This is a genomic window from Pseudomonas sp. QS1027 (assembly GCF_002814235.1).
GTDB lineage: Bacteria > Pseudomonadota > Gammaproteobacteria > Pseudomonadales > Pseudomonadaceae > Aquipseudomonas.
On the sequence record NZ_PHSU01000008.1, the window covers coordinates 209,093 to 221,578 of the forward strand.

At 59.7% G+C, this 12,486-nt stretch carries 14 protein-coding genes; 4 read left to right on the forward strand and 10 right to left on the reverse strand.

What is annotated here, in order from left to right:
• Positions 1–28 precede the first annotated feature (28 nt).
• The 3 genes from CWE01_RS09370 to CWE01_RS09380 are packed head-to-tail and all read right to left on the reverse strand — an operon-like array spanning position 29 to position 2,455.
• Positions 29–688, reverse strand: coding sequence for a helix-turn-helix transcriptional regulator (locus tag CWE01_RS09370; protein ID WP_100940244.1), 660 nt, complete (start codon positions 686–688; stop codon positions 29–31).
• A 52-nt stretch (positions 689–740) separates the two neighbouring features.
• Positions 741–1,106 (reverse strand): cupin domain-containing protein, encoded by a 366-nt coding sequence (locus CWE01_RS09375; protein WP_100940245.1) that lies wholly within the window; start codon positions 1,104–1,106, stop codon positions 741–743.
• A gap of 50 nt (positions 1,107–1,156) precedes the next feature.
• Positions 1,157–2,455, reverse strand: a complete 1,299-nt coding sequence (locus CWE01_RS09380; protein WP_100940246.1) for an FAD-binding oxidoreductase — start codon at positions 2,453–2,455, stop codon at positions 1,157–1,159.
• Between the two features lie 233 nt (positions 2,456–2,688).
• Between CWE01_RS09380 and hpaR (CWE01_RS09385) the strand changes: the two genes are divergently transcribed.
• Positions 2,689–3,111 carry a homoprotocatechuate degradation operon regulator HpaR gene (gene hpaR, locus CWE01_RS09385; RefSeq protein WP_100940319.1) on the forward strand — a complete coding sequence of 141 codons (423 nt, stop codon included), beginning with the start codon at positions 2,689–2,691 and terminating at the stop codon, positions 3,109–3,111.
• Between the two features lie 102 nt (positions 3,112–3,213).
• Here hpaR (CWE01_RS09385) and hpaI read toward each other — a convergent pair whose 3' ends face one another.
• The 7 genes from hpaI to CWE01_RS09420 form a co-directional block, all read right to left on the reverse strand.
• A complete protein-coding gene (gene hpaI / locus CWE01_RS09390) occupies positions 3,214–4,014 on the reverse strand; it encodes a 4-hydroxy-2-oxoheptanedioate aldolase (protein WP_100940247.1) in 801 nt (266 codons plus the stop codon).
• An 18-nt stretch (positions 4,015–4,032) separates the two neighbouring features.
• Positions 4,033–4,836, reverse strand: a complete 804-nt coding sequence (gene hpaH, locus CWE01_RS09395) for a 2-oxo-hept-4-ene-1,7-dioate hydratase (RefSeq protein WP_100940248.1) — start codon at positions 4,834–4,836, stop codon at positions 4,033–4,035.
• 49 nt (positions 4,837–4,885) lie between these two features.
• A complete protein-coding gene (locus CWE01_RS09400; protein ID WP_100940249.1) occupies positions 4,886–5,278 on the reverse strand; it encodes a 5-carboxymethyl-2-hydroxymuconate Delta-isomerase in 393 nt (130 codons plus the stop codon).
• A 49-nt stretch (positions 5,279–5,327) separates the two neighbouring features.
• On the reverse strand, positions 5,328–6,185 hold the full coding sequence (hpaD, locus tag CWE01_RS09405; protein WP_100940250.1) for a 3,4-dihydroxyphenylacetate 2,3-dioxygenase: 858 nt from the start codon (positions 6,183–6,185) through the stop codon (positions 5,328–5,330).
• Positions 6,186–6,292: 107 nt separating this feature from the next.
• Positions 6,293–7,753: a 5-carboxymethyl-2-hydroxymuconate semialdehyde dehydrogenase gene (gene hpaE, locus CWE01_RS09410; protein WP_100940251.1), complete on the reverse strand. Its 1,461-nt coding sequence runs from the start codon at positions 7,751–7,753 to the stop codon at positions 6,293–6,295.
• A 5-nt stretch (positions 7,754–7,758) separates the two neighbouring features.
• Positions 7,759–8,529: a fumarylacetoacetate hydrolase family protein gene (locus CWE01_RS09415; protein ID WP_100940252.1), complete on the reverse strand. Its 771-nt coding sequence runs from the start codon at positions 8,527–8,529 to the stop codon at positions 7,759–7,761.
• Positions 8,530–8,540: 11 nt separating this feature from the next.
• The gene (locus tag CWE01_RS09420; protein WP_100940253.1) at positions 8,541–9,197 is read right to left on the reverse strand and encodes a fumarylacetoacetate hydrolase family protein; all 657 of its coding nucleotides are present in this window, start codon (positions 9,195–9,197) and stop codon (positions 8,541–8,543) included.
• 189 nt (positions 9,198–9,386) lie between these two features.
• Between CWE01_RS09420 and hpaA the strand changes: the two genes are divergently transcribed.
• The 3 genes from hpaA (at position 9,387) to CWE01_RS09435 (ending at position 12,456) form a co-directional block, all read left to right on the forward strand.
• Positions 9,387–10,289 (forward strand): 4-hydroxyphenylacetate catabolism regulatory protein HpaA, encoded by a 903-nt coding sequence (gene hpaA, locus CWE01_RS09425; RefSeq protein ID WP_100940254.1) that lies wholly within the window; start codon positions 9,387–9,389, stop codon positions 10,287–10,289.
• Between the two features lie 237 nt (positions 10,290–10,526).
• Positions 10,527–10,949, forward strand: a complete 423-nt coding sequence (hpaR, locus tag CWE01_RS09430) for a homoprotocatechuate degradation operon regulator HpaR (RefSeq protein ID WP_100940255.1) — start codon at positions 10,527–10,529, stop codon at positions 10,947–10,949.
• A 706-nt stretch (positions 10,950–11,655) separates the two neighbouring features.
• Positions 11,656–12,456 (forward strand): PhzF family phenazine biosynthesis protein, encoded by an 801-nt coding sequence (locus CWE01_RS09435; RefSeq protein ID WP_100940256.1) that lies wholly within the window; start codon positions 11,656–11,658, stop codon positions 12,454–12,456.
• The last annotated feature ends 30 nt before the right edge of the window (positions 12,457–12,486 follow it).

Genomic DNA, 12,486 nt, shown 5'->3' on the forward strand with positions numbered 1-12,486 from the left:
CGCCCATCAACCGAATGGTTGAAGCGGACTATAGAAACAGGCTGACGACCAACTCGGTGCGGCTGCTCACCCCGGTCTTGCGGAACAGGTTGATCAGATGGGTCTTGATCGTCGGCAGACCCACTGCAAGCTCCTGGGCCAGTTGTTTGTTGCTGGCGCCCTGGCGTAGCAAGAGTGCGATCTGGCGCTCCTTGGGTGTGAGTTCGAGCAATGCGTCTTCGCAGGGCTGCATGTTGGCAACAGCCATTTGCAGCAGGGATTGCAAGGCATTGAGTTGGGCCAGTTGATCGCCGGTGAAGGCGCCTTGTCCGGCGGTACGCAATAGCGAGATCGCCGCCTGCGGCTGACCGGCGCGCTGGGCGAGGACCTCCACCACGTCGACTACGCCGTAGCGCTGCAGGAAATGTTGATAGCGACGACTGTCCCGTGGCGGTTGGCGGGACATGGCCAGTCCCAGGGGCACCACGGTCAGCCCGCTGGACAGGCAGTTGCGTGGTTGCAGTGGGTCGAACTGACGGTAGTTGTCCAGATAGTCGCGATGCATGTCGTCACTCATGCCTTGCAATTGGAAGTCACGGGCTTGTAGATGTCGGTCGACACGGTAGAAAGCCGCCTGACTTACAGGTACCAGCTGGGTGAAAGCCTGCAGGCAATGGCTGGCGACTTCTTGGGAGGGGATGGCGTTCATGCTTGTTGACCTGCGCCAAGGGGCTGCCGGTGGGTACCGGCAGCCGTGTCGATCAAGCAACGGCGAAGTAGTGCTTGACGAAGCTTTCGCTGACGACTTCCCAGAGTACCGGCGTGCCTTTGGTCACGAACCAGCTGTCACCGGCCTTGTAACGGGTGCTCTGGCCGCTGGCTTCGTCGGTCAGGATCACTTCGCCGGTCACCACGGTGGCTTGCTCGGCGAATGGGTAGACCATTCTGAATTTGCCCTGGGTGGTGCCGAAGTAGGCACTGCTGACCGCGTCTGTAGGGGCGCCGAAGGTCATCTTGCCGAAGGCTTTGACTTCGCCTTCGAGGATCTGCGAACCGAGGTCGGCCACGGTGCCCCAGGCGTCGAGTTCGGAGAGCTGAATGTCTTTCTTGAGGGTGGTAAGGGTCATGGCAGTTGCTCCTGATGAGTAAAAATTGAAAGGGAAGAGCGCCTTGAGCGTTAGCGGCGCCCGTTCCAGTAACCCGAGAGTTGGTGCCAGGATTTGCCGGCGGTCAGTATCACTGGGCGGATCGCGTCCTTGCCGATGATGGTCGGGCGGGGGATCGAACTGACCAGGTCATAGCGTGCCGAGCCTTCACTCATGCCTTCGGCCAGCACCTTGCAGATGATGTGGCTCGGGGTGACGCCGAAACCGGAATAGCCTTGGACGTAGAAGGCGTTGCGGCGCCCGGGGAGGGTGCCGATCTGCGGGAACAGGTTCGGGCTGCACGCCATCGGGCCGCCCCAGGCCAGGTCGATTTTCACGTCCTTGAGGTAGGGGAAGATCTTCAGCATCAGGTTGCGGTTCCAGGCTTTGAGGTCCTGGGGGATATGCTCGACCAGCGGGGTGGCGGCGCCGAACAGCAGGCGGTTTTCGTTGGTGACACGGTAGTAGTCGATCACCGGGCGGATGTCGCTGTAGGCACCGCGAATCGGGCTGATACGCTGGATCAGCTCGTCCGAAAGCGGCTCGGTCATCATCTGGAAGGCATAGGTGTTGATGGTCGAGCGGTGCAGCTCGGGCTCCAGCTTGTTGAGGAAGCTGTCGCAGGCCCATAGCAGCTTGCTGGCCTTGACCGAGCCGCGTCCGGTACGCACGGTGATGCGTTCGCCGTAGCTGACTTCCAGGGCCGGGCTGTTCTCGAAAATCCGCACGCCGTGGCTGACCACGGCCTTGGCTTCACCGAGTAGCAGGTTCAGCGAGTGGACATGGCCACCGCCCATATGCAGCAGGGCACTGCTGTAGGCGTCGGAGCCGATGATCTGCTTGACGTCGGAACCGCCGAGAAAGCGGATCTCATGTTGGGTATTGATCGATTTGAAGTCTTTTTCCCAGGCCCGCAGGGTTTTTTCCTGGCGGGCATTGAAGCCCATGTAACCGTAGCCGTGGCAGAAATCGGCATCGATGTCGTACTTGGCGATGCGGTTCTTGATGATGTCGGCGCCCAGGTCGCTGATTTCGAAGATCTGGCGCAGGCCGTCTTCGCCTACGTCCTTCTTGATCTTCTCAAGGTCGTGACCGATACCGGCCATGATCTGCCCGCCATTGCGCCCGGTGCCGCCAAAGCCCAGGTAACGCGCTTCCAGCACGACGATATTGGTGATGCCTTTTTCGGCGAGCTCAAGGGCGGTGTTGATGCCGGAGAAACCGCCACCAATGATCACGACGTCCGCTTCCACATCCTGTTCCAGGGTCGGGAAGCTGAGGTTGTATTTCTTGGTGGCCGTGTAATAGGTAGGCGTTTCGATATTGATCATGGCGCAGCCTGAAAAAGTGAAGGAAAGCTCAATGCAGGGACTTCAAGAAGCTCTGTCGCGGATAAGGCTTATTAAGGGCCAAGGCGCGCCGGATGTCTTGATTCTCTGTGCCGGGCTTTTTGATTCAGCGCGCCAGAGCCTTCGCCAGCCCCACAAGTTATGGCGTGTCATGGGTTGGACAGTGCTAGAATTTCGTTAAACTATTAACTAAATATGCCGTGATCCTGACGCCGATGCTCAAACCCCGACAATCCCTGACGTTGACCCTCTTGCAAGCCCGTGAAGCGGCCATGAGTTTTTTCCGACCCTCGCTCAACCAGCATGGTTTGACCGAGCAGCAATGGCGGGTTATCCGCATTCTGAGCCAGCACGATGAGCTGGAGATCTATCAACTGGCCGAGCTGGCCTGCATTCTCAAACCGAGCATGACCGGCGTGCTGGTGCGCATGGAGGCGGCGGGTATGGTCCATCGGCGCAAGGCCGAGCAGGATCAGCGGCGTGTGCTGGTGAGCTTGGCCGAGAAGGGCAAGGTCAGTTTTGAGTCCATGAGCCAGTGCATGGAGGAGAACTATCAGCGGTTGCAGGCGCAGTTGGGCGAGGAGAAGTTGCAGACTTTGCTCGGGCTGCTCAATGAGTTGAAGACCATCAAGCGTTGAATCAAACCTGTGGGAGCAGAGCTTGCTCGCGAAAGGCCCTTGGGGCCGTCAACAGCTACGCGGGCAAGCCCTGCTCCAAAGGGATCACGTCAAGGCCTTGTCTTAATAGACGCCGCCCGTATTCGTGGGAGCCGGAGCATCCTTGAATTTGGCCGCGAGGGTTTGCAGGCCACGCATCAGCACCGTGGTGTCGACACCCACGGCGACGAACGCCGCCCCCAGCTCGATATAGCGTCGGGCGAGTGCCTCGTCCGCACTGAGAATGCCAGCCGCCTTGCCGGCGGTCCTGATCCGCACGATGGCGTCCTCGATGGCCGCCTGCACCTCGGGGTGCCCGGGGTTGCCACGATGGCCCATGGACGCACTCAAATCCGCCGGACCGATAAATACCCCGTCGACTCCCTCGACCGCAGCGATGGCATCCAGGTTGGCCAGGCCTTCACGGCTCTCGATCTGCACCAGCAGGCACATCTGTGCATCGGCCTGCTCCAGGTAACCGGGAATGCTGTTCCAACGCGATGCCCGCGCCAGTGCACTGCCAACACCGCGAATGCCCTGGGGCGGATAGTGAATCGCGCGCACCAGCTCGCGGGCCTGCACGGCGCTTTCGACCATCGGCACCAGCAAGGTTTGGGCACCGATATCCAGGACCTGCTTGATCAGTGCGGTATCGCCGATGACCGGGCGGATGATCGCCTGGCTCGCGTAGGGGGCGACGGCCTGCAATTGGCCGAGCATCCCGCGCAGGTCATTCGGGGCATGTTCGCCGTCGATCAGCAGCCAATCGAAACCGGCATTCGCCGCCAACTCGGCACAGTAGGCATCGGCCAGGCCGAGCCAGAGGCCGATCTGTGTTTCGTCACTTTGCAGGCGTTGCTTGAAGCGGTTGATGGGCATGTCCATAAGTCGGTCCTCCAGGGATTAGACGAAGCGGCAGGAGATAGAGCCCAGCATGTCGTAGTCGACATGGAAGGTGTCGCCCGGGCTGGCCGCCACCGGTCGGGTAAAGGAGCCGCCAAGGATGATCTGCCCCGGTTGCAGGGTGACGTCGTAAGGCGCCAGCTTGTTCGCCAGCCAGGCCACGCCTTTGGCTGGATGATTGAGTACTGCGGCGGAAACCCCCGACTCTTCGATCACGCCGTTGCGGTACAACACTGCCGGCACCTTGCGCAGGTCGATCTCGGTGGGTCGCACGGCGCGGCCGCCCATGACCACACCGGCGTTGGCAGCGTTGTCGGAAATGGTGTCGAAGACCTTGCGGGTCGCCTGGGTCTGCGGGTCGACCTGTTGAATCCGAGCGTCGATGATTTCCAGCGCCGGGATCACCCATTCGGTGGCGTCGAGTACGTCGAAAATCGTGCAGTTCGGGCCCTTGAGCGGCTTGCCAAGGATAAACGCGAGCTCCACTTCCACCCGCGGCACAATGAAGCGCTTGAACGGAATGTCGGTGCCTTCGTCGAAGAACATGTCATCGAGCAGGGCGCCGTAATCCGGCTCGCTGATGTTCGAGGACACTTGCATGGCCCGGGAGGTCAGGCCGATCTTGTGCCCGACCAGCTTGCGCCCGTCCTTGATCTTCTGGGCGACCCAGGCGCGCTGGATGGCGTAGGCGTCTTCAATGGTGATCGCCGGGTGATCGAGGGAAAATTGTCGGACCTGCTCCCGGGAGCGTTCGGCGCGGTCCAGTTGTGCGGCGGCCTGCTGGATTTGCTGTTGATCGAGCATGACGAGGATCTCTTACTGTGAGGACGACCGTGTTCGGCAAGTGTGTGAATCAGCCCGCCTGGTTCTTCAGGAAGGCATGCACGTTGTTCTGTTTGAAGTTCAGCTCGGGGTGCAGCTCGATCATTTCGAACGACAGCGCCAGCAACCGCTGTGCTTGCAGTTCGGCGAAATGTTCGGTGATGACCTTGAACAGCGCTTCGGCGACGGCCCGGCGGGTTGGCAGATCCCTCCCGTGGCCGACCTTGAGGGTCATATGGACGAAGGCGTAATCGTGTTTGCCGTCTGCCATGCGCCAGGTGTCCAGGCGCACTCCGCGACTGCGAATCCCACCCAGGGGAAATACGCCGCTGTCTCCCAGGACGGCGTGTACCTTTTCGAATAACGCGGGCAGGTTGGCCTGCTGTTCGATGTTGTCGGTGTACTCGGCGATGAAATGCGGCATGTGCGTCTCCCGGGCCACGAGCACCCGAAGGGGGGCCCGCGAGCGCGTATCAGAGGGGGAAAATGGCGTTGATCTGACCAGTACCGGAACTGCCGAAGGGCTCGGTCAGCACTTCCACCGGCTTGTTGTACTCAGGGGCGCCGAGCAGGCCGAGGAGCATGGCCGTGTCGTGCATCTTGCCTTCGCCGAAGCAATGCTCTGCGTAGTCCGGGAGCATCGCGCAGAATTCCTTGAAGCGGCCTTGCTTCCACATCTCGACCACGTGCAGGTCCATCTGCTTGTCGAACTCACGGGTCCAGTTATGAATGTTGGCTTCGGCTTCGCGGTCATCGGAGAAACGGTGCGACAGCGACCCTGAGGCCAGTACCAGCACCTTGCGGTCGCTCTTCTCGATGGCCCGGCGTACGGCGGCGCCAAAGGCAAAGCTGTCTTCCAGGCGGTGCCAGGCACACCAGGCGGCAATGGAGATCACCTTGAATTTCTGCTCATCGGGGACGCCCATGTGCATATAGCGCATCGGCACCAGCGTGCCGTATTCCAGCTCCAGGCTCGGGATGTTGTGAGCCATGGTGCGGACCCCGGCCAGATTGGCCTCGGCCGCGATCAACTCGCCCAGTTCCGGGCAGCCCGGGTAGGCGTATTCCATGTTCTTGATGAAGTGCGGCAGTTCGTTGCTGGTGTAGATACCCTGGAACTGCTCGCCGCAGTTGATGTGATAGCCGCTGTTGACCAGCCAGTGCACGTCGAACACCACCGCGGTATCGGCCCCCAGTTCGCGGGCGCGACGGCCGATTTCCTTGTGTCCGGCAATCGCCGCTTCGCGACAACCGTGATGTTTGCCGGGCAGTTCGGACAGGTACATCGATGGAACGTGGCAGATCTTCGCGGCCAGGACGACTTCGCCCATGATGATTCTCCTGAAATTGTTGTTATTCGATTCAATCGGGCGGGCAGTGAAGTCTGCGACAAGCCGATGTCCGGCCCATCTGGTCTTCAACAGCCGCTACCGGTGGTTCAGACACCCCAGCGCGGGATGTGATGACTGCCCATGGAGATGCAGACGTTCTTGATTTCGGCGAAGACTTCGAAGCTGTATTGGCCGCCTTCACGGCCGGTACCGGAACCTTTCACCCCACCGAACGGCTGACGCAGGTCGCGCACGTTCTGGCTGTTGATGAAGACCATGCCGGCTTCGATGCCGTAGGCCAGGCGATGGGCCTTGCCGATGTCCTGGGTCCAGATATAGGACGCCAGACCATATTCGGTATCGTTGGCCAACTGCAGGGCCTCGGCTTCATCCTTGAATGGGATCAGGCACACCACCGGACCAAAGATCTCTTCCTGGGCAATGCGCATCTTGTTGTTCACATCGGCGAACACCGTCGGCTGGATGAACTGCCCGCGACTCAGGTGCGCCGGCAGGTTGGCCGGACGCGCCAGGCCGCCGGCCAGCAAGGTGGCGCCTTCCTCGATACCGATCTTGATGTAGCCAGTGACCTTGTCATAGTGGGCCTGAGTGATCATCGAGCCAACCTGGGTTTTTGGGTCCTGCGGGTCGCCGACGATCAGGCGCTTGGCGCGGGCGGCAAACTCGGCGACGAACTGCGGGTAGACGCTTTCCTGAATGAAGATCCGGCTACCGGCGGTGCAGCGTTCACCGTTGAGCGAGAAGATGGTGAACAGTGCTGCGTCGAGGGCGCGGTCCAGGTCGGCGTCTTCGAAGATCAGCACTGGCGACTTGCCGCCCAGCTCCATGGAGTACTTTTTCAGGCCGGCGGTCTGCATGATTTTCTTGCCGGTGGCGGTGCCGCCGGTGAAGGAGATCGCCCGCACGTCGGGGTGGCGGACCAGTGCATCACCGGCCGTGGCACCGTAGCCCTGGATGACGTTGAGCACACCCTTGGGAATACCGGCCTCGACGGCCAGGCGCCCCAGCTCATTGGCGGTCAGCGGTGACAGCTCGGACATCTTCAGTACAGCGGTGTTGCCCAGTGCCAGGCACGGCGCGGTCTTCCAGGTCGCCGTCATGAACGGCACGTTCCAGGGCGAGACCAGCGCACAGACACCCACCGGTTGGTACAAGGTGTAATTGAGCATCTGGTCGTCGACCGGGTAACTGTGACCGTCCATGCGGGTGCAGACTTCGGCGAAGAAATCGAAGTTATGCGAGGCACGCGGGATCAACACGTTTTTGGTCTGATGGATCGGCAGGCCAGTGTCCAGGGTTTCCAGCTCCGCCAAATGCGGAACATTCTGCTCGATCAGTTCACCGAGCTTGCGCATCAGCTTGGCGCGTTCCTTGGCCGGGGTATTGGCCCACTTCGGGAAGGCCTCCTTGGCTGCAGCTACCGCCTGAGCCACTTCCTCGGCACCGCCGCTGGCGACTTCGCCGATCGCCTCACCGGTGGCCGGGTTGTAGTTGACGAACACGTCTTTGCTTTCGACCTCGCGGCCGTCGATCCAATGTTTGATCATAGTGCTCAAGCCTCTTTCCGGGCGGAGAAGAACTCCGCTTCGCTGACGATACGGTTGACCAGGCGACCTACGCCTTCCACTTCCACAATCACTTCATCGCCCGGCACCACATCGGCCAGGCCTTCCGGCGTGCCCGTGGCGATCATGTCGCCAGGTTGCAGGGTCATGAAGCTGGACAGGTATTCGATCAGGTAAGGGATGTCGAAAATCATGTCCGAGGTCGAGCCTTCCTGGCGCAGTTCGCCGTTGATCCAGGTGCGCAGTTTCAGGTTGCTCGGGTCCGGCACATCGGTGACGTCGACGATCCAGGGGCCGACCGGCGTCGTGGCGTCGCGGTTCTTCACCCGCAGGTTGGGCCGGTAGTAGTTTTCCAGGTAGTCACGAATCGCGTAGTCGTTGCACACCGTGTAGCCGGCCAGGTATTGCAGCGCATCTTCGCGCTTCACGTTGCGGGCTGGCTTGCCGATCACCGCCACCAGCTCACACTCGTAGTGCATGTAGGCGACGTTATCCGGGCGCCAGGTGGTCTGGTTGTGGCCGGTGTAGGTACCGGGGGACTTGATGAAGGCCAGGGGCTCGGTCGGTGGCTTGAAGGCCAGTTCGGCGGCGTGGTCGGCGTAGTTCAAACCCAGGGCGAACATGCTGCCGGTGGCCGGCGGCAACCATTCGACCTGGGACTCAGCCAGTAGGCGGCCATCAGCCAGGCGCACGGCGTTCTGCGCTTCGACCTGGACCTGGTGGACTTCGCCTTCAAAGCGGATACGGGCGTGTTTCATGGAAGCTCCTGTTACTCGGCCACGATGTGGTTGACGAGGCGGCCCAGGCCGCTGATTTCGACTTCGACGGTGTCGCCGGGCTGGACATCGACACGGCCTTCCGGGGTGCCGGTGATCAGCACATCGCCTTCGTGCAGGGTCATGAACTCACTGATTTCGGCGATCAGTTGGGGAATACCCCGCACGAAGTTGGTCGTGGAGTTCTGCTGGCGCAGCTCACCGTTGACGAACAGTTTCAGGTCCAACTGATGCGGATTGGCGACTTGGTCATGGGGCACCAGTTCCGGGCCCAGCGCGCAAAAGCCGTCACGGCACTTGGCCTTGACGGCCGGACGGTAGTAGCTGTCTTCCGGCAAGCTGAACTCATTGACGATGGTGTAGCCGGCCACATGCTCCAGCGCGCTTTCAACGCTGACACGGCTGGCGCTTTTACCGATCACCACACCCAGTGCCGGACCCGGCTGCAGGCGTTCGCCGTGGGGATGCAGCACCACGCCGTCATGGCTATTGCGGGTGTTGGGCGTCTTGATGAACAGCACCGGTTTGACGGGCGGTTTCTGGTAAGGCGCTTGCTCGAATTCGGCGATACGTTGGTTCAGCAACCCCTGGTAGTTCAGCGCAACGCCGAACAGGGTGCCGTTCGCAAGATCATGCAGGGCACGGCTCATGCTTTTCTCCTGGCAGTGGCGGGGCAGTGACTGCTCCGTTGGATAATCGTTAACCTATTAACGTTATAATTAATATGTTAACTATCGTCAAGCGTGGCAAACTCTTCCAGCGCTGGTGAGCCGTGGCAAACCGGCGCAGGATGAAACCCTTGCACGGCCAACACCCCCAACAAGAAAGAGCCTCCAGCGATGATCGATCATCAGCCGATCCCCAATATCAACATCGGTCAGGTCTACGACCAGCGCTACAGCGATGCCGAGGTGCACTACGACAAACTCGGCAATCTGGCGGGATTCTTCGGTCGCAACATGCCGGTGCATCGCCACGACCGGTTCTTCCAGGTGCATTACGTGAAGAGCGGCGCGGTGCGGGTCTATCTGGATGACCGGCAGTACCTCGAGTCGGGGCCGATGTTTTTCCTCACGCCACCGACGGTGGCCCATGCCTTCGTCACCGAAGCGGATGCGGATGGGCATGTGCTGACGGTGCGTCAGCAGTTGGTCTGGGGCTTGATCGATGCCGATCCGAGCCTGGCGCCCGGCCCGCAGTTGCCGGCCGCTTGTGTTGCGTTGGCGCGGCTGGCACCGCAGTTCCATCCCGAGGTCAGGAGGTTGGAGTTTCTGTTCGAAGAGCTGTGCAGCGAGATCAATGCTGAAGGCCCGGGACGCGGAGCGGCGCTGGACAGCCTGACGCGGTTGATCATGATCAGCCTGCTCAGGCTTTGCGCCAACTCCTTGGAGGCCCGCCCGGCCCGCCATGAAGACTTGCGGATCTTTCATCGTTTCAACGAGTTGATCGAAGACCATTACCTGCAGCATTGGCCGCTGTCGCGCTATGCCAATGGCATTGGTGTGACCGAGGCCAGGCTCAACGATGTCTGCCGGCGTATTGCCGATCTGCCGTCGAAGCGACTGATCCTTGAACGCGTCATGCAGGAAGCCAAGCGCTTGTTGCTGTTCACCGGTGGCTCGGCCAATGAAATCTGCTACCAACTGGGATTCAAGGACCCAGCCTATTTCAGTCGTTTTTTCCAACGCTATGCGCATGTCACTCCGGGAGAGTACCGCCAGCGCCAATCAGGGTTGCGCTGAACTGGCGGGTTAATTGCGTTGATCTTGCGCTGGATCATGGCAACAGGTCAGGTGCGACAGAATGGCGTTTACAGGGAATGAATTGCACTTTTCATAGGTCGTCGCAACCCGGGAAGGGGCTACGGTATTCGTTATGTGGAGCAGGTTGGCAAGGCAGCGGTCGGGCATTGGCCAGTACCTTGCACCGGCTTGCTGGCGACACTAAGCTGCCGACTCGCCCACTCAAGTAGTTCGATTATGGCAAACCCCAGACCTTCACTGACACTGACCCTGTTGCAAGCCCGTGAGGCTGCGATGGCATTCTTTCGGCCATCGCTTAACCAGCATGACCTGACGGAACAACAGTGGCGGGTCATTCGGATATTGCGTCAGCAGGGTGAACTTGAGAGCCATCAACTTGCGCAGCAGGCATGCATTCTCAAGCCGAGCATGACGGGTGTTTTGACCCGTCTGGAGCGCGATGGACTCGTGCGTCGGCAGAAGTCCAGCCAAGATCAACGGCGTGTGTTTGTCGCGCTGACAGAGCGAGGCCAACAATGCTTCGTCTCCATGAGCGAAGGCATGGAAAGCAACTATCTTAAAATCCAGGAACAGTTTGGTGCGGAAAAAATGGATCAGTTGTTGGCTCTGCTCAATGAGCTGAAAAATATCAAACCGTGATCACGCGCTGAGCGGGAAGGGCTCAAGTTATAAAGTTAACATGTTATCGTTGTACTGCCCTATGACCTCGCCGTGGAACGCTGATGTCCATTTCTCACCCTGAACGTCTGATCGTATTTCTCGCGGCTCTTGCTTCCTTTGCCCCTTTATCCATCGATACGTACTAATCCAGCCTCCCCTGATTGCCACGGTGGGGGGCTGACACGGCTATTGAACTTCAGACCCGAGTGAGCGAGAAGCCAGGCTTTGGTTGTAAGGACTGAACTCATTTCTTCCTCCCGTGCATGGGCTTTGCCGAATGCATGCGTATGCAGTGCACGACAGCCCTGCAAAGCGGAGTCCCTGGTCAATCAGGTGCGCCCAGCCTGGCGCTTCGATAATCTGCGAGTACCACGTAGTCAACCGAGTCGTACAAGGACGAAATCGATGATCAAGCGTATCGCTTCAATACCCAGCAGGCCTGCTACTATTTCTGCTCCGTCTGTGGGGTTTACACCCATCACATCAGGCGAATCGATCCGTCACAGTGCGCCTACAACGTTGGCTGCTTGGACGGTGTTGACCCGGCAGACTTGGGCAGGGTGCCGGTGAGTAACGGACGTAACCACCCGTTAGACAAAAAGTAAGCTGACCCAAACGGATGGGACGATGCTTGTGGCGTTCTCTACCCTGAATACCCATTACCCACCGCGTGTGAATGTAAAAAATGCACTTAAAGCGATTTAGATGTTTCGGAACAGGCCCGGACAGTGGAAATGAAGCTTTGGTCATTTTTCAAAGGGGTTCCTCCGAATGGTCGGTCGCTGAGCGGCAAAAATTCGCAGCCGAACAGAAGGCCAATGCCTGCGTCTTCATCAACACAATGGAAGACGGTATCGGACCGTGCGTTCTCGATTTTTATTATCCGCATGCTCGAAGTCCCCTCTGTCTGCACGCATCCCTGGCGGCTGCGCATTACATGCAAACCCATCATGTCGCTGAGTACTCAGGGTCAGCACTGACGTCCATGAGCAAACAGGTATTGACCTTTGCGCACGCAGGAAATGAGCTGCGTACCAGCGTCGAGCCTGATCATGTGAAAAGGCCTGTGCCCACTGTCGGCGCCGTCGCAGAACTGCTTGGCTGCACTGAGTCAGCGATCAAGACCCCGGCGGCCATCGCGTCAATCGGCAGCCCCAAGCTATTGGTTGAAATGGTCAGTCCCGAGGCGTTGTACGCGTTGCGCCCCCACCTGAATGGGATAGTCGCATGGGGGCAGAGGGCAGCCGTGAGCGGCATTTACGCCTACGCGCACCGCGAAATGAATCAGTACGAGGGACGTAATTTCAATCATCTGGAAGAGAGCCTGGAGGATGCTGCGACGGGGGTGGCCGCGGGCGCGCTCAGCGTACTCCTGGCAAGAAACATCATCCTGTACCAAGGCGCCATGCGGGGTAATCGGTGTCAAATCAGCGCGTCGAATTGTGAGGGATTGATCAGCGTTGGGGGCCTGGTTTACAAGGTATGACAACAGCGTTTCCCTGCTACGTCGGCTCCA

What these genes read in the sequence shown, in the direction of transcription:
- CWE01_RS09370 (WP_100940244.1), bottom strand. Translation starts at nt 688, where the DNA reads ATGAACGCCATCCCCTCCCAAGAAGTCGCCAGCCATTGCCTGCAGGCT.
- hpaE (WP_100940251.1), bottom strand. Translation starts at nt 7,753, where the DNA reads ATGATCAAACATTGGATCGACGGCCGCGAGGTCGAAAGCAAAGACGTG.
- hpaD (WP_100940250.1), bottom strand. Translation starts at nt 6,185, where the DNA reads ATGGGCGAAGTCGTCCTGGCCGCGAAGATCTGCCACGTTCCATCGATG.
- CWE01_RS09420 (WP_100940253.1), bottom strand. Translation starts at nt 9,197, where the DNA reads ATGAGCCGTGCCCTGCATGATCTTGCGAACGGCACCCTGTTCGGCGTT.
- hpaH (WP_100940248.1), bottom strand. Translation starts at nt 4,836, where the DNA reads ATGCTCGATCAACAGCAAATCCAGCAGGCCGCCGCACAACTGGACCGC.
- CWE01_RS09375 (WP_100940245.1), bottom strand. Translation starts at nt 1,106, where the DNA reads ATGACCCTTACCACCCTCAAGAAAGACATTCAGCTCTCCGAACTCGAC.
- CWE01_RS09400 (WP_100940249.1), bottom strand. Translation starts at nt 5,278, where the DNA reads ATGCCGCATTTCATCGCCGAGTACACCGACAACATCGAACAGCAGGCC.
- hpaI (WP_100940247.1), bottom strand. Translation starts at nt 4,014, where the DNA reads ATGGACATGCCCATCAACCGCTTCAAGCAACGCCTGCAAAGTGACGAA.
- CWE01_RS09435 (WP_100940256.1), top strand. Translation starts at nt 11,656, where the DNA reads ATGCACTTAAAGCGATTTAGATGTTTCGGAACAGGCCCGGACAGTGGA.
- hpaR (WP_100940255.1), top strand. Translation starts at nt 10,527, where the DNA reads ATGGCAAACCCCAGACCTTCACTGACACTGACCCTGTTGCAAGCCCGT.
- hpaA (WP_100940254.1), top strand. Translation starts at nt 9,387, where the DNA reads ATGATCGATCATCAGCCGATCCCCAATATCAACATCGGTCAGGTCTAC.
- CWE01_RS09415 (WP_100940252.1), bottom strand. Translation starts at nt 8,529, where the DNA reads ATGAAACACGCCCGTATCCGCTTTGAAGGCGAAGTCCACCAGGTCCAG.
- CWE01_RS09380 (WP_100940246.1), bottom strand. Translation starts at nt 2,455, where the DNA reads ATGATCAATATCGAAACGCCTACCTATTACACGGCCACCAAGAAATAC.
- hpaR (WP_100940319.1), top strand. Translation starts at nt 2,689, where the DNA reads ATGCTCAAACCCCGACAATCCCTGACGTTGACCCTCTTGCAAGCCCGT.